The sequence below is a fragment of the Halopseudomonas formosensis genome, from assembly GCF_900115905.1.
In the GTDB taxonomy this organism is placed as follows: domain Bacteria; phylum Pseudomonadota; class Gammaproteobacteria; order Pseudomonadales; family Pseudomonadaceae; genus Halopseudomonas; species Halopseudomonas formosensis.
Genome location: NZ_FOYD01000003.1, coordinates 35,100 through 57,838, shown reverse-complemented (window position 1 = coordinate 57,838; position 22,739 = coordinate 35,100). Strand labels below are relative to the sequence as shown.

The window sequence follows — 22,739 nt, the reverse complement described above, 5'->3', positions numbered from 1 at the left end:
GAATGGCGTTCCAAGCTGCCAGTATAGTTAGCCCGACCTTCACTGGACCTTTCGTCATGCGCCCGCTCTGCCTGTTGCTGCTCTGCTGCCTGTCGATGTCATCCGTGGCGCTGGCCTCCGAGGCCGGTCACCGGGCAGCCGCCGAGCGTTTTCTCAAGCTGGCCAGGGCCCAGAGCATGACCGCGCCCCTCTATGTGCAGACCGACCAGCTGCTGGTCGCTCGCTTTGCCCAGCTGGGCGGCTCCATGCAGCACGAGACCCTGCTGCGCAAGTACCGGGAGCGTGCCAGAACGCTGCTGGACAGGCAGCTGGCCTGGGAAGCGATCCGCGACGAGCTGATCGAGCTGTATCTGCCGGTCTTTTCCGAGCAGGAGTTCGAGGAACTGGCCCGATTCTATGAGTCGGAGGTCGGCAGCAAGCTGCTCGAGCACCTGCCGGAGCTGACCCGGGGCTCCATGGCCATCGCCCGGGAGCGGGTCGAGGAGGTGCTGGCGCCGCAGCTGGAACAGCTGATCGAGGAGATGGGGCGCGAGCTGGAACTGCACCAGCTGGGGCCGACCGACGGGTGAATGCAGGGTACAATGCGGGGCATTGCCTCAGCTTTCCGGAGAACTGCCCATGACTACTACCCAAGCCGCCCTGGAACGAGCGCTGCAGAGCCTGGCGCCGGTGCATATGGAACTGCTCAACGAGAGTCACATGCACGCCGTGCCGCCGGGTTCGGAATCCCACTTCAAGCTGGTGATCGTCAGCCAGGAGTTCGAGGGGCTCAATGCGGTCAAGCGCCACCAGGCCGTTTACCGCACCCTTGGCGACCTGATGCAGCAGATCCATGCCCTGGCCCTGCACACCTACAGCCCGGCCGAATGGCAGGCGCGCAGCGCCGCACCGGACTCGCCGGCCTGCATGGGCGGCAGCAAGGCCGACCATTGACCGTTTGCCCGGCGGTACCTCGCCGCCGGGTATTTCCTGCTAGAATCGCCACCGCGCAGCACTGCGCTCTTTCAAGGTATGCCCTTTACGCGGGCGTCTACTGAACAACGAGGTATGCATGTCCAATATTGTCGTGGTGGCGCTGTACAAGTTCGTCACCCTGGAAGACTTTCAATCCCTGCGCGAGCCGCTGCTCGATACCATGAACCAGCATGGGGTCAGAGGCACCCTGCTGCTGGCCCTGGAAGGCATCAACGGCACCGTTGCCGGCACCCGCGAAGGTACCAGCGCGCTGCTGGAGTGGCTGCGCCGCGATCCGCGTCTGGCGGATCTGGACTGGAAGGAGTCCTTCTGTGACGAGATGCCCTTCTACCGCACCAAGGTCAAGCTGAAGAAGGAAATCGTCACCATGGGCATTCCCGGTATCAGCCCCAACGAGCGGGTGGGTACCTATGTCGAGCCCAGGGACTGGAATGACCTGATCAGTGATCCTGAGGTGCTGCTGATCGACACCCGCAACGACTATGAGGTGTCCATAGGCACCTTTGAAGGGGCTATTGATCCGCAGACCAGGACCTTCAGGGAATTCCCCGAGTACGTGCGTCAGCAGTTCGATCCGCAGAAGCACAAGAAGGTCGCCATGTTCTGCACCGGCGGCATCCGCTGCGAGAAGGCGTCCAGCTTCATGCTCAAGGAAGGATTCGAGGAGGTCTACCACCTCAGGGGCGGCATTCTCAAGTATCTGGAGGAAGTGCCCGCCGAGCAGAGCAAGTGGCGAGGCGAGTGCTTCGTGTTCGACAACCGGGTCACCGTCCGCCATGACCTGGCGCCGGGCACCTTCGACCAGTGCCATGCCTGCCGGCATCCGGTATCAGCCGAGGACATGGTTTCCCCGCAGTACGAGCAGGGCGTCAGTTGCCCGCATTGCTATGACAGCCTGCCGGAGAAGACCCGGCGCCGGGCGCAGGAGCGTCAGCGGCAGATCGAGCTGGCCAAGCGGCGCAATCAGCCTCATCCCATAGGCCTGGCACCGGAACTGGCCAGCCCCAACGCCCGTTAGGCCGGAGAGCAGCGCATGTCCCAGCGCCTGATCTACATAATGGATCCCATGTGTTCCTGGTGCTGGGGCTTCGCCCCGGTGATCGATGCGCTGCAGGCAGCTCACCCACAGTTGCCGTTGCATCTGGTGGTCGGCGGGCTGCGCCCCGGCGTCACCGATCCGCTGTCCGAAGCCACCCGTCGCACGCTCGGCGAGCACTGGCAGGCGGTAGGCCGGAGCAGCGGTCAGCCGCTTTTGACGCCCGATGCCCTGCCGGACGGTTTCATCTACAACACCGAGCCGGCCTGCCGTGCGCTGGTGGTGGCCCGGGAGCTGGATCCACAGTGCGTCTGGCCGCTGGCCAGGGCCATTCAGGCTGCCTTCTACACCCAGGCCCGGGATGTGACGCAGTGCCAGATCCTCATCGAGCTGGCCGAGCAGGTGGGCTACAACCGGCAGCGCTTTCACAGGGCCTTCATCGCCGAACAGGCGGTGACGGCAACCGCAGCGGATTTCAACTGGGTGGCGGATCTGGGGATCAGTGGTTTCCCCACGCTGCTGGCCCAGCGCAACGGCATGCTGGCACTGCTCGCCAACGGCTATCAGCCGGCGGCGCGGATACTGCCGCTGCTGCAGCGCTGGGTGGAGGCGGGCTGAGAAAAACCCCGCCAGGGCGGGGGCTTCTCGGACTCAGTGGCGCGGGTCGAGCAGGGCCGGGCGGCCTTTCTCTTCGGGGGCCTGGAACAGCAGGTAGAGCTGGGTCAGCACGTCGGGGATGTGGTCCAGCATGTCCTGTACCATTTCCTCGTCCTGGGCGATCTCGGCGAACTCGGGCTGATCCTCGAACAGGCCGGAGCCGACCATGATCGGCAGCAGCAGTTCGCTGACGGTTTCCTCGTCCTGACGGAACCAGTCTTCCTCGCGCAGGAATACCCCTTCCAGAAAGCCCACGCACCAGCTGCGCAGATCCGACAGGTCCGGCTCGTCACCCAGGGTGAGTTCACACGGCGGCTCCAGATCCTCGTCACTGGCCAGGGTCCGGGCGATCTGCGCCTTGAGCTCGCGCAGGGCGGACTCGATATCGGCCTTCTGGGCCTCGTCAACGTAGCGGGGCTCCTCGGCGAACAGCTCGAACATCCATTCCTGTTCCGGCACTTCAACCGGGGCGATGGACAGGGCGGTCAGGTAGCCATGCCCGGCTAGATAATCGAGAGCTTCATCGTGCAGGTCGTCGGCATCAAGGAACTGCTGCAGGCGCTCGAGTTGGTCGGCAAAGGACATGGCACACCTCATCATGGATAATGGGTCGCATTGTACGCATCTGCCGGGCGTTTTGCCAAAGCATTGGCAAACCGGCAGTGTGTCCGGGCGAACCCCGCCTGGGCTGATATACTCGCCCCTTTCATGCCGGTCTCAACCGGCTGCCCGAGTGCAATCATGCAAGGAGAACCATGCGCGAGCAAGCCTTACAGAAACTGCGGGATATTTTCGGTTATGGCGAGTTTCGCGGACAGCAGGCCGATATCATCGATCAGGTTGCCTGCGGCGGTGATGCCCTGGTACTGATGCCCACCGGCGGTGGCAAGTCCCTGTGCTACCAGATCCCCGGCCTGCTGCGCCCCGGGCTGACGGTGGTGGTGTCGCCGCTGATCGCTCTGATGGACGATCAGGTGGCCACCCTCAACGAGCTGGGGCTGCGGGCGGCGGCGCTGAACTCGACCCTGGACGAGCAGAGTCGGCGGGATATCGCCGAGCGCCTGCGTCGGGGTGACATGGACTTTCTGTATCTGGCCCCGGAGCGCCTGCTCAAGCCCCGCACCCTGCAGTTCCTGCAGAGTCTGGACATTGCCCTGTTCGCCATCGACGAGGCCCATTGCGTATCCCAGTGGGGGCATGACTTCCGCCCCGAGTATCTGCAGCTGGGGCAACTGGCCGAGCTGTTCCCCGGCGTGCCGCGCATGGCGCTGACCGCCACGGCCGATGAGCGTACCCGGGAGGAGATTGCCCAGCGACTTCGCCTGGAGCATGCCAGACGCTTCATCTCCGGCTTTGACCGGCCCAACATCTTCTACCGCATCGTGCCCAAGGACCGCCCGCGCCAGCAGCTGCTGGCCTTTCTCAGGGACCAGCGCGGCAATGCCGGTATCGTCTACTGCCTGTCGCGCAAGAAGGTGGAGGACACCGCCCAGTGGCTGAGCGAGCAGGGCTGGCCGGCCTTGCCCTATCACGCGGGGCTGCCGCCGGAGCTGAGGGCCACCCACCAGCGGCGCTTCCTCAACGAGGAGGGGCTGATCATGGTGGCGACCATCGCCTTCGGCATGGGTATCGACAAGTCCAACGTGCGTTTCGTGGCGCATCTGGATCTGCCCAAGAGCATCGAGGCCTATTATCAGGAAACCGGTCGTGCCGGACGTGACGGGCTGCCGGCCGATGCCTGGATGGCCTACGGGCTGCAGGACGTGCTGCTGCTCAACCAGATCATGGCCAGCTCCGAGGGCGACGAGCGACACAAGCGCATCGAGCGGCACAAGCTCGACGCCATGCTGGCGTTGTGTGAGCTTACCGGCTGCCGGCGGCAGTCGCTGCTGGGCTATTTCGGTGAAACCCTGGAAGAGCCCTGCGGGCACTGTGACAACTGCCTGGAACCGGCGGACACCTGGGACGGCAGCGAGGCAGCCCGCATGGCCCTGTCCGCCATCTACCGCAGCGGACAGCGCTATGGGGTGGGGCATCTGGTGGACATACTGCTGGGACGGGATAACGAGAAGATCCGCAGCGCTGGACACCAGCACCTGTCCACCTACGGGATCGGCAAGCAGCTGAGCGAGCAGGAGTGGCGTTCGGTATTCCGTCAGTTGATCGCCCGCGGGCTGGTTGAGATCGATCTCGACGGCTTCGGCAGCCTCAGACTCTCTGAGAGCTGCCGTCCGCTGCTGCGTGGCGAGCAGACCCTGGCCCTGCGCCGGGATATCGCCAGAACCGCACCGCTGCCGGCCCGCGGAGGCGACAAGCCGGTGATTGCCGAGGCCGATCGTGCCCTCTGGGAGCAGCTGCGGGCGCTGCGCAAGCGCCTGGCCGAGGCCCATGGCGTTCCGCCCTATGTGGTATTCGCCGACTCCACCCTGGTCGACATGCTGCGTCTGCGTCCCACCACCATGCAGGACATGGCCCAGGTCAGCGGTATCGGTGCGCACAAGCTGGAGCGCTACGGTGCGGACTTCCTGCAGGTGCTGCTGGCCTATGGCGAGGGCGGGGATGCTGTCCCGCCGGTGCACCAGGCCCAGGAGGTTCAGGCCCTGGCGCTGGCCGGCATGGAGCCGGCGCAGATTGCCGCGCAGACCGGCATGCCGATAAAACAGGTCTATCTGAAGCTGGCCCAGGCCATCAGTACCGGCCAGCTGGAGCTGCACCATGCCGTGGACCTGCCGCCGGGGCAGCTGGAGCGAATCCAGGATCTGTTCCTGAACGAGGCCGAGGACGACCTTCCGGGGGTGCGCGCCGTGGCCCGGGAACTGGATGAGCCGGTGGAGGAGGGCGTGCTGCACTGCATCCGGGCGGCTCTGGTACTGGAGATCAGCGGCTGAGCCGGGGCGGACTCAGAAGGTCTGCCCCAGGTTCATGTACAGCGCCCGCTCGCCTTCCTCGTTGGCACCGATGCCCAGAAACAGTGGCCCGAGAAAGGTGTCCATGCCCAGCAGCAGGCTGGCGGCGCCCATGTAGCCGGTATCCAGCTCGTTGGCTCCGCGGTTGTAGATACGTCCGTACTCCAGGGTGCCCCCCAGATACATGGGAAGGGTCAGCGGCATGCTGCTGGGGTTGAGTCGGCGGTAGTACACGGCCCGCGCCAGATTGTAATTCTGGCCGGCCAGGGCGTTCTCCCGGAACCCGGAGAACTTGCCCAGCCCGCCGAGCAGGAAGCTGCTCTGCGCAACGTCCACATCATCATCGGTACGCCCGATGGAGGCGCCCAGTTGCAAGCTGTGCGGACCGCTGGCGAAGGCCCGGCTGGCGCGCAGCTCGACCTGCTGGTAGCGCTCATCGGCACCCAGGCTGGGCTCCGACTGTCGCCACATCAAGCGTGCCGAATCACCGGAGCGGGGGAAGTTGACGTTGTCCAGGGTATCGCGATCGACCTGCAGGGTGTAGAAGGCCTCGTTGAATTTCAGGGTCGGCTGATCCTGATCGCCCACCCGGATCTCCGCCTCGCCGTCGTAGCGGGAGATGCCGAAGCGCACCTCACCATTATTGGCTATCTGCCGACCCACGTTGATCCCCGCACCGTAGCGCTGCTGGCGATAATCGGCCACCGGGTCGTTGTCCAAGATCACTTCCACATTGCGTGCTTCGGCGTCGATGAAGGGTGCGATGAAGTAGCGCGAGCCGTAGTCCAGCGGCTGGTAGAACTCGCTGTACAGCTGCTGGTGCTCACCCAGCTGCAGTCGGGTCAGCCACTCGGCGCCCAGCGGGTTGACGCCATTGACCCGGAAGCTGGCGCCTATGGTGAAGCGGCTGCCTCCCTCGAAATCGTCGGACAGGTTCAGCCCCAGGCGCAGGTAGTCGGTGCCGGTCTGGCGGCCATGGGTGCGGATCAGCAGGGTATTGCGCTCGCCCTCATGCACTATCTCGTAATTGACCTGACTGAAGTAGTCGGTGCCGTAGATGGTGCCCATGTCCTTGGCCAGGTGGTCGGGGTTCAGCGGCTCACCCAGCTGCTGGCGCACCATGCTGCGTACTACCTCGTCGGCGACCTTGCCGCTGTTGATCACCCGGATGTCATGGATGATCGGCTGGCGGTGGGGGCGGGCACGGGCCAGGTTGCCCCCGGTGCGGTCATCCCGGGGTGAGGAATAGGCGTGCAGCAGGGGCGATTGCAGCAGGCTCTGTTCCCCGGCAGCTATGGCCTCCTCCGCCTCGGCAAAGCTGCTGAAGGCGATGTCGCCCAGTTCCGGCTGCAGCAGCATGTCCGTACCGGTCAGTGTGGCCAGCTGCTCCTGGGTGTTGTGTCGGGTCAGCAGGGTGGTGGTCTGGTCCATAACGTCGAGAATGGTGGTCATCTGCTCCGCCGGCTTCAGCGGAGTGGCGATGTCCACCACTATCACCCGGTCCACGCCCATCTCGCGGGCCACGTCCACCGGCAGGTTCTTCGACAGCACGCCGTCTACCAGCATGCGCCCGTCGACGGTCACCGGGGCAAAAAAGCCGGGCAGGGCGATGCTGGCCCGAATGGCCTGGGGAAGGTGGCCTCGATCAAACACCACGGCGTCGCCGGTGGCAATGTCGGTGGCCACGGCGCGGAAGGGAATGGGCAGCCGGTCGAAGTCGTCTATGTCGTTGGTATGGACCAGCAGGCTCTCCAGAACCAGGCCCAGGTTCTGGCCCTGCAGCAGGCCCAGCGGGAAACTCAGCTTGCCGTCTTTGAAGGACAGCCGCTGCTTGACCAGGAAGTCCCGGTCGTCCTGCTTGCGGCGGTAGGGAATGTCCTCGCGCTGGGGTGAGTCGCTCAGGGCCGCCGGCCAGTCCATTTCCAGGGCGATGCGTTCCAGTTCCTCGGCGCTGTAGCCGGCGGCGTACAGACCGCCGATCACCGCGCCCATGCTGGTGCCGGCGATGGCGTGAATCTGGATGTCCATCTTCTCGATCTGCTTGAGCACGCCGATATGGGCCAGGCCGCGGGCGCCTCCGCCGGACAGTACCAGGCCGGTGCGGGGTTCGCTGGCGGTGGTGGTATCGGCCAGACTCGGCAGGCACAACAGCAGGAGCAACAGAATGAGCGCGGATCTGAACATGGTACGGCCTGAAGAGTGACAAAGGGGGCGAACGGATTGCGCCATAGTATACGGGGCAGGAGACCCGGGGTGCACCCGCCGGCCCGGGGGGAGTTGTTTCAGCGCCGGCACCCGCCGGCGAGTGCTCAGATGATGACCTTGTCGCGCAGCTTGCGCGCGGCCAGCTCCAGGGCCTTGACGATCTCGTCCTTGTCGTAGTTGCGAATGCCGTTGGTGTCCAGGTACATGGAGAATCCCGGCAGCTCGTGCTCGACGAAGGTGGGGGCGGCCCCCAGATCCCGGCGCAGACCGACCACCTGATAGATCTGCAACGGCCGGCTGAAGCCCTTGACGTTCAGCTGGCCCTTGTCCCGGCACATGACCAGATCCTTGGTCAGCGACCAGGTTTCGTGGGAGATCAGAATCTCCCCGGCCTCGGCGGCGCTTTCCAGGCGGCTGGCCAGGTTCACCTCGCGGCCGATGATGGTGTAGTCCATGCGCATGTCGGCGCCGAAGTTGCCGACGGTACAGTAGCCGGTGCTCAGACCCATACGGATCTCCAGCGGCTTGGTGATGCCCTGGCTGCGCCATTGCTGGCGCAGCACCTTCATGTGCTTGCGCATGGCGATGGCCATGGATACGGCCGCTTCGGCGTCCTGCTTGGCGCCGCGGCTGACCGGGTCGCCGAAGAACACCATCATGCTGTCACCGATGAACTTGTCGATGGTGCCGCCGTATTGCAGGGCGATGCGGGACATCTCGTTCAGATAGTTGTTGAGCAGGTCGGTCAGTGCTTCGGCTTCCATCTCTTCGGCCAGCTCGGTGAAGCCGCGGATGTCGGAGAAGAACACCGTGAGTTTCTTGCGTCGGGTTTCCAGGGTGACCTTCTGGTTGCCGGAGAAGATGGATTCCCAGACCTGGGGTGACAGATACTTGGCCAGATTGCTGGCCAGGGTGGCCGCCTTTTCCTGTTCAGCGCTGATCACCTCCTGCGCCTGTTCCAGATGGCGGCCCTGACGATAGATGAACATGGCCATCACCACGGTGAAGATCCCGCCTCCCGCCAGGCTGCAGAACGCCAGCAGCGGGCTGCTGGCAAACTGCGGCTCCGGCGTCAGCAGCGCGGCGGACAGCATGGTACCGGTCAGTGCCAGCAGAAGGGCGGAAAACAGATACAGCGGCCCGCCGATGATGATGGCGGTGAAGCTGATCAGCAGCAGGAACACCAGACTGGGGACCATGCTGAACTGGCACAGGGTGATGAACACCCCGGTGTGCACGGCATCCAGCGCGAGCAGCACCAGATTGAACTGGCTGCGCTGCCCCTTGTTGCGCCAGCGGGCGATCAGGCGCATGAGATGGGGGTAGATCAGGGCGTAGAGGACCGCGCCACCGGTTATCGGGGTCAGTCCCTGCTCCCGGGCCAGCGCGGCAAATACCAGGGCCACGCACAGATAGGCCATGACCCGGGAGTAGTAGCCCTCCAGCGGTGGGCGAACCGGTTGCGTTCGAGTATCCAGATTCATGATCAGTCGTTCCCTGGCCTTGGCGTTTGCCGGCCTGATCTCTGGGGCATGCCCTGATCGGACCGGACGCCGGACCGATCATAGTACGCATGTATCACCGGGAAAAGTACCGCCCCGTGCTGCAGGGGGCGCATCAGAAGCGGATACGCCCGGTCAGCGCGTCGCGCAGCATGACCCAGTCACCCATGAAGCTGTACAGCGGGTACTTGAAGGTCGCCGGACGGTTCTTCTCGAAGAAGAAGTGGCCTACCCAGGCAAACCCGTAGCCGGCCACGGGCAGTGCCAGCAGCAGCCAGAAGTTGGCGCTGATGAGGGCCCAGGCCAGTATCGTCAGGACCAGCAGGCTGCCGACGTAGTGCAGGCGGCGGCTCACATCATTGCTGTGTTCGCTGAGGTAGAACGGATAGAACTCGGCAAAGGAGCGGAACTCGCGGCTGGCGGCGGGCTGCTGGATGCTGGTATCGGACATGGATGTTCTCCTTTGTTGTTATGGGTTTGTTACTGGATCCTGCCCGCCGGTCGTTGCCGGGGGTTTGCTATGATCCCCAACTCATGTTTCTGGAGTTGGTCTGATAATGAATGCATTGAGTGCTTTGCACAACCGTGTTTCCATGCCAAGGCTGACCGGTCCGGCACCGACCGCGGAGCAACAGGAGGCCATGTTCCGCGCCGCCCTGCGTGCACCGGATCATGCCTGGCTGCGGCCCTGGCGTTTTCTGGTGCTGGAGGGGGCGGATCTGGAGCGGCTGGGCGAACTCTTCCATGCAGCGGCGCTGGCTCGCTGTGGAGACCCCTCGGCCGAGGAAGTGCAACGTGCACGCAAGCTGCCCCTGCGCGCGCCGATGATCATTGTTGCCATCTGCAGTCCCAAGGTACACCCCAAGGTGCCGGCTCAGGAGCAGGAAATGTCCTGTGCCGTGGCGGTGGGCAACATGCTGCTGGCAGCCCATGCGCTGGGATTGGGGGCGGTGTGGCGCACGGGTGATCCGGCCCGGGATCCGGTGATACGTGAGGGTCTGGGGCTCAGCGCCGAGGAAAGCATCGTTGCCTTCCTCTATGTCGGTCAGCCTCTTGGGGAGCCCAAGCCGGTGCCGGTGCTCGATTCGCGGGACTTCTTCCAGCGCTGGCCCGACAACTGAGCATGGCGGGGCAGGCTGATGCGGGCGCGCAGGCCGCCTGTATCGGTCAGACTGAAATCCAGCGTGCCGCCGTGTCTGGCCACCGCCCGCCGGGCGATGGCCAGCCCCAGGCCATGGCCTGAGTCGGCGGGCTGGCCGGGTACCCGGGCGAAGGGCTCACCGAGGCGCGACAGCCACTCCTCGGGAACCCCGGGACCCTGATCGCTGATTTCCACCTGATAATCACGGCCAGTGGCCTCCAGCCTGACCATCACTTCTCCTCCTGCCGGGGAAAAACGCAGGGCATTGCGCAGCAGATTGTCCACGGCGCTGGCCAGCTGGTCCGACCAGCCGTACAGGGTGCCGCCGGTGGCACCTTCCAGTCTGAGCTGCCGATCACCGGCAACGAAACGGGCATCCTCAAGGGTGTTGGCAACCAGACTGTCCAGTTCGAAGGGGGCGGGCGGGATGTCCCGCGCATCCAGCCGGCTGAGGGTCAGAATATCCCCGATCAGACTGTCAAGGCGGCTGCATTCGCGGTCCAGGCGCTCCCAGAGAGGATTGTCCGCGCTCAGCCCCTGCTTCTGTCCCAGCGCCAGTCCGATACGCAGCCGCGCCAGCGGCGAGCGTAGCTCATGGGAAATGTCTCGCATCAGCTGGGTCTGACTGTTGAGCAGGCTCTGCACCCTGTCTGCCATGTTCTGGAACTGGCGCGACAGCTGGCCTATCTCGTCCCGGCGGCGCCCGGTCCGGGCCAGGGCAGTGGCATCGAAGCGGCCCTCGGCCAGATCCTCGGCGGCGGCGCCGAGCTGGCGCAGGGGAGCCGTCAGGTAGCGGCTGAGCAGCAGACTCAGTGCGGCCAGCACCAGCATGGCGATGGTGATATTGGTCAGCATGGCAAAGGGCGTGCGCTGCCAGCGGAAGAGTTCGGGGCCGGGTATGTGCAACAGCAACTGGTAGGACGCCTGATCGGAATCCCAGGCCAGCTGGAACAGGCGGCCATAGCGCGGTCGCGGGGGGGAGGCTTCGTCGCTGGCCTCGCGCCGGGGCAGGGTGGGCAGGGTGCCCTGCAGCAGTCGCTGGCCCTGGTCATTGAACAGCTCGGCGCGCAGACGGTACTGCTGCAGCTGCTGCTCCAGCCACTGCTGCGCGGCAGCTGGCCCCTGCTCCTCATAGACGCCAACCAGCTGCGAGCTGAAATCGCGCAGCTGCGGATGGAACTGCAGCAGGAGCCAGTCCTGCTGCAGGGCGCGGCTGATCAGGAAGCCCGAACCACCCACCAGCAGGGTGGCCAACCAGAGAACGGCGAAGACCTTCCAGAACAGCCGCATGGGCGGGGTTACTCCCGGTGTCAGTTAGTGTCGGCGTCGCGCTCGGCGCCACGGCCCTGGCGACGCTCCTGCATGTGCTTGTGCATCTCTTCGCGGCGCTGCTCGCGCATTTCCTGCAGTTTGCTGCGCTGCTCCTCGGTCAGCACCGCGTTGACCTGCTCCTGGCGCTGTTCGCGCAGGGTGCGCATCTGTTCGCGCTGCTGCTGGTGGATGTCGCGCAATTGTTCCTGCTGCTGTTCGGTCAGCTGCAGTTCGCTTGCCATGCGCTCCATATGGCGCTGGTGATGCTTGCCCGGTACCTCGGTGGCGGCCAGTGTGCTGGTGGCCAGGGCGGTAGTCAGGGTGAAGAGACCGGCAATCAGAATAGGTTTCATGGACTTGCTCCCGTTATGACGACCGGGGAATCCGGCCAGTGATTGACAGTCTAGGGATGCCAGTGTCAGCCAGCGCCAGCGTTGGGTAAAGGCTGTGTAAAGTCATTGCCGTGGCGTCCGGAAACGGCATCAGCCATACAGATAGCCGCGCCCGCGGATCGACTGTATGCGGTTGCGCCCGTCGGCAAAACTGCCGAGCTTGCGTCGCAGATTGCTGATATGCATGTCCAGGCTGCGATCATAGGGGCCCAGCGGCTTGCCCAGTGCCTGCCGGGACAGGGACTGGCGATCAACCAGCTGGCCGGCGTGCTCCAGCAGGGTCCTGAGGATCAGAGCCTCGGTCTGGGTCAGGGGCAGCAGCTCGTCATCCTGCCAGCACATCAGGCTGGCGGTGTCCATGCGCAGATCGCCGACTTCCAGTACCGGCGCATCGCTTCCTGCGGCGGAGCGGCGCAGCAGTGCTCGCAACCGCGCCACCAGTTCCCTCGGGTCGGCGGGCTTGGCCAGATAGTCGTCGGCGCCCAGCTCCAGACCGAGGATGCGGTCCACCGGCTCGCCCCGGGCGCTGAGCATCAGCAGCGGCGTGTTGCAGCTCTGGCGCAGTGCGCGCAGCACCTCGAGGCCATTCATGCCGGGCAACATCATGTCCAGCACTATGGCACCGTAGTCACCGTTGAGCGCGGCCTCCAGGCCCTCGGCACCGTCATGCACGGCGGTCAGGCTGAAACCCTCCGCCTCGAGCCAGGAACCCAGCAGATCGCAGAGTTCCCGGTCGTCGTCGATCATCAGGATATGCTGTTTCAATTCAACCACATATTGCGTTTGCGACCACCACCCAGACGGCCCAGCAGCCAGCCGGCCAGCAGGCTGAGCGCCACAGTGGCACCGCCGACCGTGAACCATTTGCGTTGTTCTTCGCTGCGCTGGGTGTCAACCAGTTCCTCCATGACCGCCAGGCGGTCACGCAGGGCTATGTTCTGCGTACTCAACTGTTCGATCTGCGCAGCGTTGTCATTGCCGCTGCCGGCCAGCTGGTCAGCCAGGCGCTGGCGCTCGGCTTCGATCCGGGCCAGCTCGGCCTGAAGGGTGCCTATGTCCTGTTCGGTCTGCTGTTCGATGGCAGACTCATCGGCGGGCGTGTCGGCAGACTGCGCAATGCCGGTCTGGGGAAGCCAGAGTGTGGCCAGCAGAGCGAGGATCAGGGGGTGGTTGGACATGTGGATTCTCCGGTCATCAGGCTGGCAGTACGCGTTTGAAAGGTTTTACCACGACCTGCGAATACACCCCGGCGCTGACATAGGGGTCGGCATCGGCCCAGGCGCGTGCTTCCTCCAGGGAGGCAAACTCGGCGACTACCAGACTGCCGGTGAACCCGGCTTCCCCGGGGTCGTTGGCGTCCACCGCGGGGTGGGGGCCGGCCAGCAGCAGGCGGCCGGCATCCTGCAGCTGCTGCAGGCGCTCCAGATGCGCCGGTCGGGCGGCCAGTCGGGCCTGGAGTGAGCCAGGCGCATCGCTGGCGATGATGGCGTAGAACATGGGTTCTCCTGATCGGTGAAGCGGGTCCTGGCGCCTACGTTATGCGATTCGGTTAGGTGTTGTCAGCGCCCAGGCGGCATAATAGCCGAATTCTCTTGCCGGATGACCGGAGACAGGCGTGTTGGTTGATCTTCATATGCACAGTACCGCGTCGGATGGTGCCCTGGCGCCGGCCGAGCTGATGGCCCGGGCGGCCGAGGCCGGTGTCGACCTGGTCGCTCTGACCGACCACGACTGCGTGGACGGTCTGGATGAGGCCCGTGACGCCGCTGCCCGGCTGGGCATGGCGTGGGTCAGTGGCGTCGAACTCTCGGCCCAGTGGCAGGGCCATACCGTGCACGTGCTGGGCTATGGCTTCGACCCTGTCGCACCGGGGTTGCAGGACGCCCTGGGGCAGGTGCGCCAGGGGCGCTGGCGCCGGGCCGAACAGATTGCCGAGCGATTGGCCGCCAAGCGCATGCCCGGCGCCCTGGAGGGCGCGCTGGCTGCCCAGCGCGCCGCTGGGGGCGACCCCGACAGTCCGCCGGCACGGCCGCATTTTGCCGACTGGATGGTGCAGGTCGGACATGTCCGGGACCAGGGGGAAGCCTTCCGCAAGTGGCTGGGCGCCGGCAAGCTGGGGGATATCAAGCAGCACTGGCCGACCCTGGCCGAGGCGGTGCAGCAGCTGCGTGGGGCAGGCGGGGTTGCGGTGCTGGCGCACCCCTGGCATTACGGCTTTACCCGGGCCCGGCTGCGGCGCCTGCTGCGCGACTTCGCCGAGGCCGGCGGGCGCGGTCTGGAGGTGGTCAATGGCAAGCAGGCGCCGGAGCAGGTCGGGTTGCTGGGCCGGCTGAGCATCGAATTCGGCTTTCTGGCCAGTGTCGGCAGCGATTTCCACCATCCTGCGGCGCCCTGGATGGCCCTGGGCGCCATGACGCCCCTGCCGAGCGACTGCCAGCCGCTGTGGACCGACAACCGATTTACCGATGCGGTTGTGATGCATGCTCAATAAATCCTAAACTCCTGCTAAACAACGCGAGATTACTGCCGTGAGCCAATACTTCCAGATCCACCCGGACAACCCCCAGCCGCGGCTGATCAGCCAGGCGGTTGAGATCATCCGTGCGGGCGGGGTGATCGCCTATCCGACCGACTCGGCCTATGCACTGGGCTGTCATCTCGGCGACAAGAACGCGCTGGAGCGCATTCGGCGGCTGCGGCAGCTGGACGACAAGCACAACTTCACGCTGGTGTGCCGCGACCTCTCCGAGCTGGGGGTCTACGCCAAGGTGGACAATGCCACCTTCCGCGCATTGAAGAACAACACTCCGGGGCCCTATACCTTCATTCTGCACGCCACCACCGAGGTGCCCCGGCGGCTGCTGCACCCCAAACGGCGCACCATAGGCCTGCGGATTCCCGGTCACCGCATTACCCAGGCGCTGCTCGAAGCCCTGGGCGAGCCGCTGATGAGCGTCACCCTGATGCTGCCCGGCGAGGACCTGCCGCTGACCGATCCGGAGGATATCCGCGACCGGCTGGATAACCATGTGGATCTGATCATTGACGGCGGCGTCTGCGCCATCGAGCCGACCACTGTGGTGGCGCTGCTCGATGGCGAGACTGAGGTGCGCCGCATCGGTCTCGGCGATCCCGAGCCCTTCGGTGCAAGCCGTGACTGAAGCCATGCCGGCCGCCGACCGGACCGTTGGTGGCCGGCAACTAACCGACGACTGCCAACCCCTATGAACTACCAGACAATCAGGAGTATCCCTTGAGTTCCGTTGAATCCCGGCACCGGGTCGTATCCGGCATGCGTCCTACCGGACGCCTGCATCTTGGTCATTATCACGGTGTGCTGAAGAACTGGGTCAAGCTGCAGCATGAGTACGAGTGCTTCTTCTTTGCCGCCGACTGGCACGCCCTGACCACCCTCTACGAGAACCCGCAGGACATCGAACAGAACGTCTGGGACATGATGATCGACTGGCTGGCAGCTGGCGTCAGCGGCACCTCCGCGACCCTGTTCATCCAGTCCCAGGTGCCGGAGCATGCCGAGCTCAGTCTGCTGCTGGGCATGTCCACCCCGCTCAGCTGGCTGGAGCGGGTACCGACCTACAAGGATCAGCAGGAAAAACTGCGCGAGCTGGATCTGGCCACCTACGGTTTCCTCGGTTACCCGCTGCTGATGAGTGCGGACATCCTGATCTACCGCGCCGGTCTGGTGCCGGTGGGCGCCGATCAGCTGTCCCACGTGGAGATCACCCGGGAGCTGGCGCGCCGCTTCAACCATCTGTATGGCAAGGAGCCGGGGTTCGAGGACAAGGCCCGTGCGGCAATCCAGAAGATGGGCAAGAAGGCCGCCAAGCTCTACAGCAACCTGCGCGCCGCGTACCAGGAGCAGGGCGATGCCGAGGCCCTGGAAACGGCCCGGGCGCTGTTGCAGGAGCAGCAGAACATCACCCTGGGTGACAAGGAACGCCTGTTCGGTTACCTGGAAGGCGGTGGCAAGGTCATCCTGCCCGAGCCCCAGGCGCTGCTGACCCCGGCCTCCAAGATGCCGGGGCTGGATGGGCAGAAGATGTCCAAATCCTATGGCAATACCATCACCCTGCGCGACACCACCGACGAGGTGAGCGAGAAGGTGCGTCGCATGCCGACCGATCCGGCCCGTGTGCGGCGCACCGATCCGGGTGATCCGGACAAGTGCCCGGTCTATCAGCTGCACCTGGTGTATACCGATCAGGCCACCCACGACTGGGTCAATCAGGGTTGCCGCAGCGCCGGCATCGGCTGTCTGGACTGCAAGAAGCCGGTGATCGACGCCATCTGCGCCGAACTGGGCCCGATCCAGCAGCGGGCCGTGGAGTACGAAGGCAATCCGGATGCGGTGCGCCTGATCCTCAACGAAGGTGCCGAGCGCGCCCGTGATGCGGCCCGTGACACCCTCAACGAAGTGCGCCAGGCCATGGGCCTGAGCTACCGCCGCGGCTGATGAGCACTCGCGAGCCGGAGCAACTGACCGCCGCTGCCCCGACAGCGGCGCCGCCGGTTGCTCCGGCTCCGGTGCAGCATGAGCTGCCGCTGGCCATCGTCAATGGCCAGCCGCTTACCGAACTGCCCCAGGATCTGTACATACCGCCCCAGGCGCTGGAGGTCTTTCTTGATGCCTTCGAAGGGCCCCTGGATCTGCTGCTGTACCTGATCCGCCGGCAGAACCTGGATATCCTCGACATCCCCGTTGCCCAGATCACACACCAGTACATGGGTTACGTGGAGCTGATGAAGGCCGTGCGCCTGGAGCTGGCCGCCGAATACCTGGTGATGGCGGCCATGCTGGCGGAGATCAAGTCGCGCATGCTGCTGCCACGCCAGGAGACCCAGGGTGACGAGGAAGAGGACCCCCGGGCGGAGCTGATCCGGCGGCTGCAGGAATACGAACGTTTCCGCCAGGCCGCCGAGCAGCTGGACGAGCTGCCGCGAGTGGGTCGGGATATCGCCCTGGCCAGCGCTGCGCCGCCGGCCCTGCAGGCGCGGACCGCCCATCCGCCGGTGAGCATGGAGGAGCTGTTGCTGTCGCTGGCCGAGGTGTTGCGTCGGGCCGACATGTTCGAAAGTCATCAGATCAGTCGCGAGACACTGTCGACCCGAGAGCGCATGACACAGGTACTGGAGCGGCTCCAGGGCGGCCAGTTCGTGCCCTTCAGCGGCCTCTTCACTCCCGAGGAGGGGCGGCTCGGGGTGGTGGTGACCTTCATGGCGGTGCTCGAGCTGATCAAGGAACAACTGGTCGATCTGGTGCAGAGCGAGCCCTTTGCACCCATTCACGTCAAGGTAAGGACAGATGTCACAGCCAGCGCTTGAACGGATTCTCGAGGCGGTGCTGCAGGCGGCGGGCAAGCCGCTGAGCCTGGAGCGCATGCGTGAACTCTTCGACGAGCACCTGGCGCCCTCCGCGCAGGAGCTGCGCAGCGCGCTGACCCGTTTGCAGGAGGAGTATGCCGACCGGGCGGTGGAGTTGCGCGAGGTGGCCGGTGGCTGGCGTCTGCAGGTGCGCAGTGATTATGCCGAGTGGGTCGGTCGGCTCTGGGAGGAGCGGCCGCAGCGCTACTCCCGGGCACTGCTGGAGACCCTGGCGCTGATCGCCTATCGCCAACCTGTAACCCGGGGCGAGATCGAGGAAGTGCGGGGCGTGGCGGTGAGCAGCCAGATCATCCGCACGCTGCTGGATCGGGAATGGGTACGGGTGGTCGGCCATAGGGAGGTGCCGGGCCGACCGGCCATGTACGCTACCACCCGGCAGTTTCTCGACTACTTCAATCTGACCAGTCTGGCCGAGCTGCCGCCACTGGCGGAGCTGCGTGAACCCAGCGAGGTGCTGGAGCACCCGCCGCTGGCCGATGAACAGGCACCTGAGGGCTCGCAGCCTGCCTGGCCGCCGGCCGACGGCGGCGAGGAGGAGGTGGAGACCGGCACCGACTTCCATACCCTGCTCGAAGAGCTCAATGCAATGGAGACCGGCCTCAAGACCGACTTTGCCGACCTGCCGCCACCGGGGATGGATGTCGAGCCCGAGGACCCGGACGAGTAGTAGATCCCGCTGGCTGCTGCGCGGGCAGGGTGCTATTCTGCGCACCCATCCGTTCATTTCAGTCGCAAACACACCGGGAGGTGCCCATGACAGACCAACCCATCAATCCCGAACTGCAGGAAGACGTGCCTGCCGCCGGGGAAAAACTGCAGAAAGTCCTGGCCCGCATGGGGCTGGGTTCCCGCCGCCAGGTCGAGGAGTGGATCTCCGCCGGTCGGGTAACCGTCAACGGTGAACCGGCACGTCTGGGTTGTCGCGTGGACAGCCTCGACCAGATCGCCGTCGATGGCCGCCCGCTCAAGCGTGACCTCAACACCGAAGTGGTACGCCGGGTGCTGATCTACAACAAGCCCGAGGGCGAGGTGTGCACCCGTGACGACCCCGAAGGGCGCCCGACCGTGTTCGACCAGCTGCCGCGGCTCAAGCAGGGGCGCTGGGTCAATGTCGGACGACTGGATATCAACACCACCGGGTTGCTGCTGTTCACCACTGATGGCGAGCTGGCGAACCGGCTGATGCATCCGTCCTGGCAGATGGACCGCGAGTACGCGGTCCGCGTGATGGGCGAGGTGGACGAGGAGATGATCGAGCGGCTCAAGGAGGGCGTCATGCTCGAGGACGGGCCGGCGCGCTTCACCGACATCGTCAGTTCCGGTGGCGAGGGTATCAACCGCTGGTTCCATGTCTGTCTGCTGGAGGGCCGCAACCGCGAAGTGCGACGCCTGTGGGAATCCCAGGGCGTGCGGGTCAACCGTCTCAAGCGGGTACGTTTCGGGCCGGTGTTCCTGGGCGCGGAGGTGCCGGTGGGGCGCTGGCGTGAGATGAACCAGCAGGAGCTGGATGTGCTCAGCGCCGAGGTCGGACTGCCGCCGGTGCGTCTGCCCGAAGTCAGCGTGGCGGAGAAGGAAAGGCAGAAGCGCCAGTCGCGCAAGCCCTCCATGCATCAGGCGCGCTCGGTACGCCAGAGCAAGCCCAGGGACAGGGATCGGCGCCGCTGATCGATCTGAGGCCCCGGTTCGCCGGGGCCTGTCATTTCAGCCCCGCGCGTCCAGCGCCTGGCCGTTGACCTTCTGGCTGTCGGGGCCCAGCAGGTACAGGAAGGCCGGCATGATATCCGCCGGTTCGGGGTTCTTCTCCGGCTCCTCGGCGGGGTAGGCTGCCTTGCGCATCGCCGTGCGGGTCGCGCCGGGATTGATGCTGTTGACCCGAATCTCGCTGGTACCTTCCTGCTCATCGGCCAGCACCTGCATCAGCCCCTCCAGGGCGAACTTGCTGACCGCATAGGGGCCCCAGTAGGCCCGCGCCCGGCGACCGACGCTGGAGGACACGAAAATCACCGAGGCATCCGGCGCAGCGCGCAGCAGCGGCATCATCGCCTTGGTCAGCGCGAAGGGCGCGTTGACGTTGACCTGCATCAGCCTGAGCCAGTCCTCGTTCTTGACCTGATCGAGCAGGGTGCGCGGGCCAAGCTGCGCAGCATTGTGGACCAGGCCGTCGAGCTTGCCGAAGGTATCGAACAGCTGGTCGGCCAGGTCGTTGTAATCCTTCTCTGCCGCTGTCTCCAGATTCAGCGGACAGATCGCCGGCTGCGGATACCCGGCTTTCTCTATTTCGTCGTACACCGCCTCCAGCTTGGCCAGGGTGCGGCCCAGCAGCACCACGGTGGCGCCGTGGGCGGCACAGGCCAGGGCGCAGGCGCGACCGATGCCGTCGCCGGCGCCGGTGACCAGAATGACACGTCCTTGCAGCAGATCCGGTGAGGCCTGGTAATCAAACATGGGAAGACTCCTGTTGTTTCAGCTGCTCCAGCCAGGGGCGCAGGGCAGCGGCGTTCCTGATGGTGAAATCGGCGTTCCAGTGTAACGGATCATCCCCGGGGGGAAGATAGCCATAGAGCGCCGCGACCGTGCGCATGCCGGCAGCGTGCCCGGCCTGGATGTCCCGCAGGTGATCACCGACGTAGACACTGCGTGCCGGATCCACACCCATCTCGGCGCAGGCCTTGAGCAGGGGCTCGGGGTGCGGCTTGCCACGGCTGACCTGATCGGGGCACACCAGGCTGGCGCAGCGCCCGGCCAGACCCATCGCTTCGAGCAGCGGGATGCTGAACCGGCTCATCTTGTTGGTTACCACGCCCCAGGGCAGCTGCTCGGCGTCGAGCCAGTCGAGCAGCTCGACAATACCCGGAAAGGGGCGGGTGTGGCGGGCGATGTCCTGCTGGTAGCGCTCCAGAAACTCGTCCCTGAGCTCGGCGAACTGCGCATGCTCGGGGGTGATGGAAAAGGCGGCGCAGAGCATGCCGGCGGAGCCATCGGAGACCGTGGAGCGGATCAGGTGCAGCGGCGCTTCCGGCATGCCGCGTTGCTCGCGCATGCTGTGGATGATCGCGAGAAAATCCTCGACCGTATCCAGCAGCGTGCCGTCCAGGTCGAAAAGAACTGCCTGGAGCATGGTCACTGACCGCGCTGGCAGTGGATCATGTAGTTGACGTCCACGTCCGGGGCGAGCTTGTAGTGGCGCAGCAGCGGGTTGTAGGTCAGGCCGATGATGTCCCGGGTATCCAGGTCCGCTTCCCGAGCCCAGCGGCTCAATTCGGCCGGGCGGATGAACTTGGCATATTCGTGGGTGCCGCGCGGCAGCATGCGCAGCAGGTATTCTGCACCGACAATGGCAAAGGCGAAGGCTTTCGGGTTGCGGTTGATGGTGGAGAAGAACACGTGGCCGCCCGGCTTGACCAGGGTGGCGCAGGCGCGGATGACAGAGGCCGGATCGGGGACGTGCTCGAGCATCTCCATGCAGGTCACTACATCGAAACGCCCGGGGTGGAGTTCGGCCATTTCCTCGGCGGTGCACTGCTGGTAGTCCACCTGCACTCCGGACTCGAGCTGATGCAGACGGGCAACCGCCAGCGGCGCTTCGCCCATGTCGATACCGGTGACATGGGCGCCACGCTGGGCCATGGCTTCGCTGAGAATGCCGCCGCCGCAGCCGACGTCCAGTACTTCCTTGCCGGCCAGTGATGCCTTGTCGTCAATCCAGTTGGTACGCAGCGGGTTGATCTCATGCAGTGGCTTGAATTCGCTCTCACGGTCCCACCAGCGGCTGGCCAGTGCTTCGAATTTGGCAACTTCCGCACGATCGACGTTAAGCGTCATTTCAATCCCCTCATTGAATTAGCCGGCCCCCGCGGGGCTGATATCTGTTATTGACCTGCCAGGACAGGCGGCAGCGGCGCCTGCGGCCAGTGTAGTCCCGGATGCCGCGAGCTGCCGTGTCGCGGATTGCAGGAGGCTTCCGGCAGTATACCCTCTGCTCCCGGGCTGGGGCAGTGACATTTGCGCACGCGCCGAGGCGCTGGGGGTATAATGGCGTTTTCGCTGGAGTCCCCCATGCAGTTTCCTTCCCGGGATCAGGTGCCGCCGGCCGCATCGGCACTGGAATGGCACACCAATCATCTGCGCCTGCTCGATCATCGGAGTCTTCCCGAGGCCCGGGTGTGGGTGGAATGTCGGGATGCGGATGAGGTGGCAGACGCCATCGTCCAGGGCGTGGTCCCGGGTGCGGCCGCCGGCGTGGTGGCGGCCTACGGTATCGCCCTGGCGGCGCGCCGTATCGGTCGGAGCGCTGACTGGCTGGCGGCGCTGAAACCTGATCTGACGCTGCTGGCCGGGTCGTCACCGGCATCGGCTCAGCTGGGCTGGGTGCTGAGCGTCGTGATTGATCGGTTGCAGCGTCTGCCTTCCAGCGGAGCGGATGTGCCGGAGCTGCTGGCGCAGCTGGCCATGGATCTGCATCTGAGTGATCGGGAGGCGGCGCGCAGCATGGGCCAGCTGGGGCTGCAGGTCTTCAAGCGTCACGCCAGTCAGTCGCAGCGATTGCTGGCAATGCCCGGCAATCTGGCCGGCGGCAGTCTGCGTGGGCTGCTGGAGCTGGCCCGTGCCGCCCATGGGGCGGGGCTGATGGAGCATCTCCATCTGTGTGCGGATCAGGATGCCGGGGCGTTGCGCCTGGCGCGCTGGGCGCTGGAGCAGGATGGGGTGCCGGTCAGTGCTCAGGTACTCGCTGCAGCCGGCGAGCTGATGAAGGGCGACAATCTGCACTGGGTGGTGGTGGGTGCCCAGCGCGTTGCCGCCAACGGTGATGTGATCAGCGATCTGGGCACCTATGCGCTGGCGGTGCTGGCCATGCACCATGGGCTGCGTTTCATGGTGGTTGCGCCCAGCTCGGCGTTTGATGTGGGGCTGGAGGATGCGGATGAGATCGAGCCCGAGGATGCGCTGCTGCAGCGCGATGGGCGGTTGCAACTGGATGTCACCCCGGCGGAGCTCATCGATGTGCTGGTAACCGAGCGCGGGGTGGTCGAGCGTCCCGACGCCGGTCGAATCGCCGAGCTGCTGAGTCCGCTGCGCCTGCACTGAGAGGACCGTCGAGCGACTGTGATGTCGAGCACGGGATTGTCGGGCGGCTCCCGCCGGGGCATGGGGTGTGGTATCATTTGCCCCTTTGATCCGGACCCGACAGGGCCTCGTTCCGCGTTGTGTACG

24 protein-coding genes and 1 pseudogene are annotated in these 22,739 nt (G+C 65.2%); 13 read left to right on the top strand and 12 right to left on the bottom strand.

All coding sequences use genetic code 11. The annotated features are described in order from the left end of the window. Positions 1–56: 56 nt before the first annotated feature. The 4 genes from BM046_RS05585 (at position 57) to BM046_RS05570 (ending at position 2,629) form a co-directional block, all read left to right on the top strand. Entirely contained in the window at positions 57–569 is a 513-nt protein-coding gene (locus BM046_RS05585) for a DUF2059 domain-containing protein (protein ID WP_177197797.1), read from the top strand. Between the two features lie 49 nt (positions 570–618). After that, the gene (locus BM046_RS05580) at positions 619–933 is read left to right on the top strand and encodes a BolA family protein (RefSeq protein WP_090537857.1); all 315 of its coding nucleotides are present in this window, start codon (positions 619–621) and stop codon (positions 931–933) included. Between the two features lie 118 nt (positions 934–1,051). Then, a complete protein-coding gene (gene trhO / locus BM046_RS05575) occupies positions 1,052–1,993 on the top strand; it encodes an oxygen-dependent tRNA uridine(34) hydroxylase TrhO (RefSeq protein ID WP_090537855.1) in 942 nt (313 codons plus the stop codon). A gap of 15 nt (positions 1,994–2,008) precedes the next feature. Continuing rightward, positions 2,009–2,629, top strand: a complete 621-nt coding sequence (locus tag BM046_RS05570) for a DsbA family protein (protein ID WP_090537853.1) — start codon at positions 2,009–2,011, stop codon at positions 2,627–2,629. A 33-nt stretch (positions 2,630–2,662) separates the two neighbouring features. On the opposite strand, the gene BM046_RS05565 is transcribed toward BM046_RS05570, so the two are convergent. Then, positions 2,663–3,253 (bottom strand): UPF0149 family protein, encoded by a 591-nt coding sequence (locus BM046_RS05565; RefSeq protein WP_090537851.1) that lies wholly within the window; start codon positions 3,251–3,253, stop codon positions 2,663–2,665. A 170-nt stretch (positions 3,254–3,423) separates the two neighbouring features. Between BM046_RS05565 and recQ the strand changes: the two genes are divergently transcribed. Then, a complete protein-coding gene (gene recQ / locus BM046_RS05560) occupies positions 3,424–5,556 on the top strand; it encodes a DNA helicase RecQ (RefSeq protein ID WP_090537849.1) in 2,133 nt (710 codons plus the stop codon). 12 nt (positions 5,557–5,568) lie between these two features. Here recQ and BM046_RS05555 read toward each other — a convergent pair whose 3' ends face one another. From BM046_RS05555 to BM046_RS05545, 3 genes are all read right to left on the bottom strand, one after another. Further along, entirely contained in the window at positions 5,569–7,758 is a 2,190-nt protein-coding gene (locus tag BM046_RS05555) for a patatin-like phospholipase family protein (protein WP_090537847.1), read from the bottom strand. Positions 7,759–7,883: 125 nt separating this feature from the next. Continuing rightward, complete coding sequence (locus BM046_RS05550; protein ID WP_090537845.1) at positions 7,884–9,263, bottom strand: adenylate/guanylate cyclase domain-containing protein; 1,380 nt, start codon at positions 9,261–9,263, stop codon at positions 7,884–7,886. A gap of 133 nt (positions 9,264–9,396) precedes the next feature. After that, positions 9,397–9,732 (bottom strand): Mpo1-like protein, encoded by a 336-nt coding sequence (locus tag BM046_RS05545; protein WP_090537843.1) that lies wholly within the window; start codon positions 9,730–9,732, stop codon positions 9,397–9,399. 106 nt (positions 9,733–9,838) lie between these two features. On the opposite strand from BM046_RS05545, the gene BM046_RS05540 reads away from it, so the two are divergent. Then, on the top strand, positions 9,839–10,402 hold the full coding sequence (locus tag BM046_RS05540) for a nitroreductase family protein (RefSeq protein ID WP_090537841.1): 564 nt from the start codon (positions 9,839–9,841) through the stop codon (positions 10,400–10,402). Here BM046_RS05540 and BM046_RS05535 read toward each other — a convergent pair. The 5 genes from BM046_RS05535 to BM046_RS05515 form a co-directional block, all read right to left on the bottom strand. Further along, complete coding sequence (locus tag BM046_RS05535) at positions 10,327–11,712, bottom strand: HAMP domain-containing sensor histidine kinase (RefSeq protein ID WP_090537838.1); 1,386 nt, start codon at positions 11,710–11,712, stop codon at positions 10,327–10,329. The genes BM046_RS05540 and BM046_RS05535 overlap by 76 nt on opposite strands. Positions 11,713–11,732: 20 nt before the next feature. Further along, the gene (locus BM046_RS05530; protein WP_090537836.1) at positions 11,733–12,086 is read right to left on the bottom strand and encodes a Spy/CpxP family protein refolding chaperone; all 354 of its coding nucleotides are present in this window, start codon (positions 12,084–12,086) and stop codon (positions 11,733–11,735) included. A 129-nt stretch (positions 12,087–12,215) separates the two neighbouring features. Next, the gene (locus BM046_RS05525; protein WP_090537834.1) at positions 12,216–12,872 is read right to left on the bottom strand and encodes a response regulator transcription factor; all 657 of its coding nucleotides are present in this window, start codon (positions 12,870–12,872) and stop codon (positions 12,216–12,218) included. Positions 12,873–12,886: 14 nt separating this feature from the next. After that, entirely contained in the window at positions 12,887–13,303 is a 417-nt protein-coding gene (locus BM046_RS05520) for an SH3 domain-containing protein (RefSeq protein ID WP_090537832.1), read from the bottom strand. A 16-nt stretch (positions 13,304–13,319) separates the two neighbouring features. Continuing rightward, positions 13,320–13,622 (bottom strand): YciI family protein, encoded by a 303-nt coding sequence (locus BM046_RS05515; RefSeq protein ID WP_090537830.1) that lies wholly within the window; start codon positions 13,620–13,622, stop codon positions 13,320–13,322. 118 nt (positions 13,623–13,740) lie between these two features. Here BM046_RS05515 and BM046_RS05510 point away from each other — a divergent pair, with 118 nt between their 5' ends. From BM046_RS05510 to rluB, 6 genes and pseudogenes are all read left to right on the top strand, one after another. Then, entirely contained in the window at positions 13,741–14,616 is an 876-nt protein-coding gene (locus BM046_RS05510) for a PHP domain-containing protein (RefSeq protein WP_090537828.1), read from the top strand. A 37-nt stretch (positions 14,617–14,653) separates the two neighbouring features. Next, on the top strand, positions 14,654–15,286 hold the full coding sequence (locus tag BM046_RS05505; RefSeq protein ID WP_090537825.1) for an L-threonylcarbamoyladenylate synthase: 633 nt from the start codon (positions 14,654–14,656) through the stop codon (positions 15,284–15,286). Between the two features lie 92 nt (positions 15,287–15,378). Continuing rightward, entirely contained in the window at positions 15,379–16,599 is a 1,221-nt protein-coding gene (locus BM046_RS05500) for a tryptophan--tRNA ligase (RefSeq protein ID WP_090537823.1), read from the top strand. Further along, positions 16,599–17,468, top strand: a complete 870-nt coding sequence (locus tag BM046_RS05495) for a segregation and condensation protein A (protein WP_090537821.1) — start codon at positions 16,599–16,601, stop codon at positions 17,466–17,468. Before BM046_RS05500 ends, BM046_RS05495 begins: the two co-directional genes overlap by 1 nt. Next, on the top strand, positions 17,449–18,195 hold the full coding sequence (gene scpB, locus BM046_RS05490; protein ID WP_090537819.1) for an SMC-Scp complex subunit ScpB: 747 nt from the start codon (positions 17,449–17,451) through the stop codon (positions 18,193–18,195). The genes BM046_RS05495 and scpB overlap by 20 nt, the downstream gene beginning before the upstream one ends. A gap of 86 nt (positions 18,196–18,281) precedes the next feature. Beyond that, positions 18,282–19,157 (top strand): annotated as a pseudogene (rluB, locus tag BM046_RS05485) (23S rRNA pseudouridine(2605) synthase RluB); the annotation flags it as partial. Between the two features lie 72 nt (positions 19,158–19,229). Here the strand turns inward: rluB and BM046_RS05480 are convergent. The 3 genes from BM046_RS05480 to ubiG are packed head-to-tail and all read right to left on the bottom strand — an operon-like array spanning position 19,230 to position 21,350. Then, positions 19,230–19,973 (bottom strand): YciK family oxidoreductase, encoded by a 744-nt coding sequence (locus BM046_RS05480; protein WP_090537816.1) that lies wholly within the window; start codon positions 19,971–19,973, stop codon positions 19,230–19,232. Beyond that, on the bottom strand, positions 19,966–20,646 hold the full coding sequence (locus tag BM046_RS05475; protein ID WP_090537813.1) for an HAD family hydrolase: 681 nt from the start codon (positions 20,644–20,646) through the stop codon (positions 19,966–19,968). The genes BM046_RS05480 and BM046_RS05475 overlap by 8 nt, the downstream gene beginning before the upstream one ends. A 2-nt stretch (positions 20,647–20,648) precedes the next feature. Beyond that, entirely contained in the window at positions 20,649–21,350 is a 702-nt protein-coding gene (gene ubiG / locus BM046_RS05470) for a bifunctional 2-polyprenyl-6-hydroxyphenol methylase/3-demethylubiquinol 3-O-methyltransferase UbiG (RefSeq protein ID WP_090537811.1), read from the bottom strand. A 234-nt stretch (positions 21,351–21,584) separates the two neighbouring features. Between ubiG and BM046_RS05465 the strand changes: the two genes are divergently transcribed. Next, the gene (locus tag BM046_RS05465) at positions 21,585–22,613 is read left to right on the top strand and encodes a translation initiation factor eIF-2B alpha/beta/delta subunit family protein (RefSeq protein ID WP_090537809.1); all 1,029 of its coding nucleotides are present in this window, start codon (positions 21,585–21,587) and stop codon (positions 22,611–22,613) included. Positions 22,614–22,739: the final 126 nt, after the last annotated feature.

What these genes read in the sequence shown, in the direction of transcription:
- BM046_RS05520 (WP_090537832.1), bottom strand. Translation starts at nt 13,303, where the DNA reads ATGTCCAACCACCCCCTGATCCTCGCTCTGCTGGCCACACTCTGGCTT.
- trhO (WP_090537855.1), top strand. Translation starts at nt 1,052, where the DNA reads ATGTCCAATATTGTCGTGGTGGCGCTGTACAAGTTCGTCACCCTGGAA.
- BM046_RS05515 (WP_090537830.1), bottom strand. Translation starts at nt 13,622, where the DNA reads ATGTTCTACGCCATCATCGCCAGCGATGCGCCTGGCTCACTCCAGGCC.
- BM046_RS05580 (WP_090537857.1), top strand. Translation starts at nt 619, where the DNA reads ATGACTACTACCCAAGCCGCCCTGGAACGAGCGCTGCAGAGCCTGGCG.
- BM046_RS05495 (WP_090537821.1), top strand. Translation starts at nt 16,599, where the DNA reads ATGAGCACTCGCGAGCCGGAGCAACTGACCGCCGCTGCCCCGACAGCG.
- BM046_RS05540 (WP_090537841.1), top strand. Translation starts at nt 9,839, where the DNA reads ATGAATGCATTGAGTGCTTTGCACAACCGTGTTTCCATGCCAAGGCTG.
- BM046_RS05550 (WP_090537845.1), bottom strand. Translation starts at nt 9,263, where the DNA reads ATGAATCTGGATACTCGAACGCAACCGGTTCGCCCACCGCTGGAGGGC.
- BM046_RS05585 (WP_177197797.1), top strand. Translation starts at nt 57, where the DNA reads ATGCGCCCGCTCTGCCTGTTGCTGCTCTGCTGCCTGTCGATGTCATCC.
- BM046_RS05565 (WP_090537851.1), bottom strand. Translation starts at nt 3,253, where the DNA reads ATGTCCTTTGCCGACCAACTCGAGCGCCTGCAGCAGTTCCTTGATGCC.
- BM046_RS05525 (WP_090537834.1), bottom strand. Translation starts at nt 12,872, where the DNA reads ATGATCGACGACGACCGGGAACTCTGCGATCTGCTGGGTTCCTGGCTC.
- BM046_RS05465 (WP_090537809.1), top strand. Translation starts at nt 21,585, where the DNA reads ATGCAGTTTCCTTCCCGGGATCAGGTGCCGCCGGCCGCATCGGCACTG.
- BM046_RS05545 (WP_090537843.1), bottom strand. Translation starts at nt 9,732, where the DNA reads ATGTCCGATACCAGCATCCAGCAGCCCGCCGCCAGCCGCGAGTTCCGC.
- BM046_RS05535 (WP_090537838.1), bottom strand. Translation starts at nt 11,712, where the DNA reads ATGCGGCTGTTCTGGAAGGTCTTCGCCGTTCTCTGGTTGGCCACCCTG.
- BM046_RS05570 (WP_090537853.1), top strand. Translation starts at nt 2,009, where the DNA reads ATGTCCCAGCGCCTGATCTACATAATGGATCCCATGTGTTCCTGGTGC.
- BM046_RS05530 (WP_090537836.1), bottom strand. Translation starts at nt 12,086, where the DNA reads ATGAAACCTATTCTGATTGCCGGTCTCTTCACCCTGACTACCGCCCTG.
- recQ (WP_090537849.1), top strand. Translation starts at nt 3,424, where the DNA reads ATGCGCGAGCAAGCCTTACAGAAACTGCGGGATATTTTCGGTTATGGC.
- BM046_RS05475 (WP_090537813.1), bottom strand. Translation starts at nt 20,646, where the DNA reads ATGCTCCAGGCAGTTCTTTTCGACCTGGACGGCACGCTGCTGGATACG.
- scpB (WP_090537819.1), top strand. Translation starts at nt 17,449, where the DNA reads ATGTCACAGCCAGCGCTTGAACGGATTCTCGAGGCGGTGCTGCAGGCG.
- BM046_RS05480 (WP_090537816.1), bottom strand. Translation starts at nt 19,973, where the DNA reads ATGTTTGATTACCAGGCCTCACCGGATCTGCTGCAAGGACGTGTCATT.
- BM046_RS05555 (WP_090537847.1), bottom strand. Translation starts at nt 7,758, where the DNA reads ATGTTCAGATCCGCGCTCATTCTGTTGCTCCTGCTGTTGTGCCTGCCG.
- ubiG (WP_090537811.1), bottom strand. Translation starts at nt 21,350, where the DNA reads ATGACGCTTAACGTCGATCGTGCGGAAGTTGCCAAATTCGAAGCACTG.